General features: G+C 67.5%; 2 protein-coding genes. Both read left to right on the top strand.

Annotated elements, in window-relative coordinates; all coding sequences use genetic code 11:
• Window positions 1–124: 124 nt before the first annotated feature.
• On the top strand, window positions 125–1,639 hold the full coding sequence (locus G5S38_RS15390; protein WP_165070510.1) for a serine hydrolase domain-containing protein: 1,515 nt from the start codon (window positions 125–127) through the stop codon (window positions 1,637–1,639).
• Between the two features lie 157 nt (window positions 1,640–1,796).
• Window positions 1,797–2,171, top strand: a complete 375-nt coding sequence (locus G5S38_RS15385) for a hypothetical protein (RefSeq protein WP_165070508.1) — start codon at window positions 1,797–1,799, stop codon at window positions 2,169–2,171.
• The last annotated feature ends 516 nt before the right edge of the window (window positions 2,172–2,687 follow it).

Raw genomic sequence — 2,687 nt, 5'->3', positions numbered from 1 at the left:
CGTCTGCCACGAGCAGGAGAGAGAGCGACGTCACGGACGGTGGGGGGGGGGGCCGCCGGACCGGGCGCCCCCCCCGATCCGGGGGGGCCGCCCGGCCCCCCCCCCCGCCGGGCAGACAAACCCCATGCCCCGCCTCTCCCCGCCCCTTCTCGACACCCTCGAGCACTGGTTCGACGAAGACGCACCCACGGCGCGATCGATCAACTACGCGGTGTTCGATCGCAGCGGCATCCTGTTCTACCACGCCATCGGCGAAGCGGGCGCCTCGGGCGAGCGTCCCGGCCTGGACACCGTCTATCGCATCGCGTCCATGTCGAAGAGCTTCGAAGCGGCAGCCGTGCTCATCCTCCGCGACCGCGGCCTCCTCGCCCTCGACGACCGGGTGTCGGCGCATATTCCGCAATTCATCGACCCGATGGATGCTGCCGGTGTCGTGCTCCCCGTGACGATCCGCATGCTCCTCAGCAACCGTTCCGGGCTGCCGGAAGACAACGGATGGGCCGACCACCACATGGGGATGGGCCATGACGAGTTTCTCGAGCTGATCGGCCGAGGCCTCGCGTTCACCGAAAAGCCCGACGGCCTGTACCAATACTCGAACATCGCCTTCTGGCTCGCCGGCATCATCGTCGAGAAGGTGTCAGGCCGAGCCTTCACCGAGTTCGTCAGCGCAGAGCTGCTCGACCCGCTCGGGCTGACCGGCACCCACTTCGACGTCGCGGACTACGCGCCGGACGGCGTCGGAGCAGGTATTGCGGAAGGTTTCAGCACTTTCGACAAGGGCGAGAGCTGGTTCGCGCGACCCGTCGTGCATGCCGTGGTCGGCGCTTCCGGGGCTGGCATGTTCAGCACGCTGCCCGACATCGCCCGGTGGAGTTTCTGGCTTGCCAGCGCCTTCGACCCGGAGAACGTGGATGACTCGGTCCTCACCCGGTCGTCGCGGCGCGAGATGCAGTTCGGATCGGCCGTCATTCCGCCGGCCACCACCCACCCGCCGACCCCGCACATCGAGCTGTCGACCTACGGCCTCGGACTCGTCATTGATCACGACCAACGGTTTGGCGCCATGGTCCACCACTCGGGTGGCCTGCCCGGATGGTCGTCGAACATGCGGTGGCACCCGGAGTCGGGCCTCGGCGTCGCTGTGTTCATCAACACCAACGGCCCCCGGCCCGGCCTGTTCGCTGCGGGCATGCTGCGTGCGGTTCTCGCCGACATCGACGCCCCGGCCCGCGAGATCACCCTGCAGCCCTCGACCCTCACCGCGGCCCTGGCCATCGAGAACGCAATCGTCAGCGCTGGCGACGTCGCCCTCCCGAGCGCGGCATCGCTGTACAGCGACAATGTGCTGAACGACGTTCCTGCCGAGGTGCGTCGAGCCCGGCTGGCGAAGGCGGTCGCGGAGGTCGGGGGCCTCGCCGACACCCGTGACCCCATCACCGAGCGGCTCCTTTGGAGTGTGTCCGCCGCTCAGGTGACCTGGCTGCTTCCCGGGCGGACGGGCGATCTGCAGTGTCGCATCGAGCTGACGCCGACGACCCCGGCGCTGGTGCAACGGATCGACATCGAGAAGCACGACCCGGAGTCCGACAACGCGTCGGTAGTGCGTCGATACCGCCCACTCGTGTCGCCGGAGTAACGGCCGAACAGGGCTGACTTACGACACCGTGTAGACACTGACGACCGCCCATTGCCTGTGTCGGTGGGCCGGAGTACCGTTCCCGGCAGATGCAGGGTTGCGTCGCCGTCACCCTGCTCTCCGGCAGTGATTCGATGGCTCGCGAAGGCGCACGAATGTGGTTGCAGGCACCGCACGACACCCGATCCTGGGGGCGGTCCTTGTCATTGCCGCGGTGCTGATGAGCGGGTGCTCCTCGAGCGGCGGAAAGTTCGGGGCGGACCCGGATGCTGCAGACGCGACGAGCCCGCAACCGCCTGCTCCGCTGCCCGAGACCCCGCCCGCGACGTTGCGCTCCGCATCCGTCACCACCCTCGACGTACCGGCCGTCGGCGCGAAGCTCGGCAAGTGCCCTGCACCGTGGGTCTACCCGCAGCAGTTCGTGAACGTCGAAGCGTCGTCGCACGCTCTGCTGTCGCGCGTGATGTATTGCGCGAGCGCCGACCGCCAGCAGACCACGCTCACCAACAACGGGAGGCTTGTGAATTCGTGAAATATCCGACGTTAGCGGCCGATGGAGCATCGTAGTGGTCGGCAGCAGCCGGGTTTACGAGTGGCACGCGGCCACTTCAGGCTGTCACAGGGAACCGCCAGTTATGATGCGATGTGCCTGGTCGGTGGCGGTCGAGAAGGAGCCGCTGCTAGGAGTGTTCAAGCGCTACGCGCACGTCATTGATGCGCGGATGGATCAGCGGATGGTGCAGCAGCTGGCGCGCCTGCACACGCCGGCTTAGCTGAAAACCGTCGAGCTCCAACTAAGCGTCGAGCCGCTGACTCGACCGCCGGCCCCGGTTCCCGTGCTGGCTTGGGTGCGGTAGGGCGATAGTCCTGTGCAGGTCGCGATGAGGGCCGCTGCCGACAGCGCCGGCGACTCCAACTCGTCACGGTCAAGTCCCCGGTGGTGGTGTAGCGGTGTCCTTCGGTTTGGGGGTTAGGCGCTGAGTCCGAGGGCGGGTTCGGTGGTCACCTCGGTTCCGGTGTCGGGGACGAGGGTGAGGCGGGATCTGGC

The sequence above is a fragment of the Marisediminicola senii genome (assembly GCF_011057645.1).
Lineage (GTDB): Bacteria > Actinomycetota > Actinomycetes > Actinomycetales > Microbacteriaceae > Marisediminicola > Marisediminicola senii.
This window is presented reverse-complemented; position numbering and strand designations above follow the sequence as displayed.

Coding starts and splice junctions, on each gene's coding strand:
- G5S38_RS15390 (WP_165070510.1), top strand. CDS start 125: ATGCCCCGCCTCTCCCCGCCCCTTCTCGACACCCTCGAGCACTGGTTC.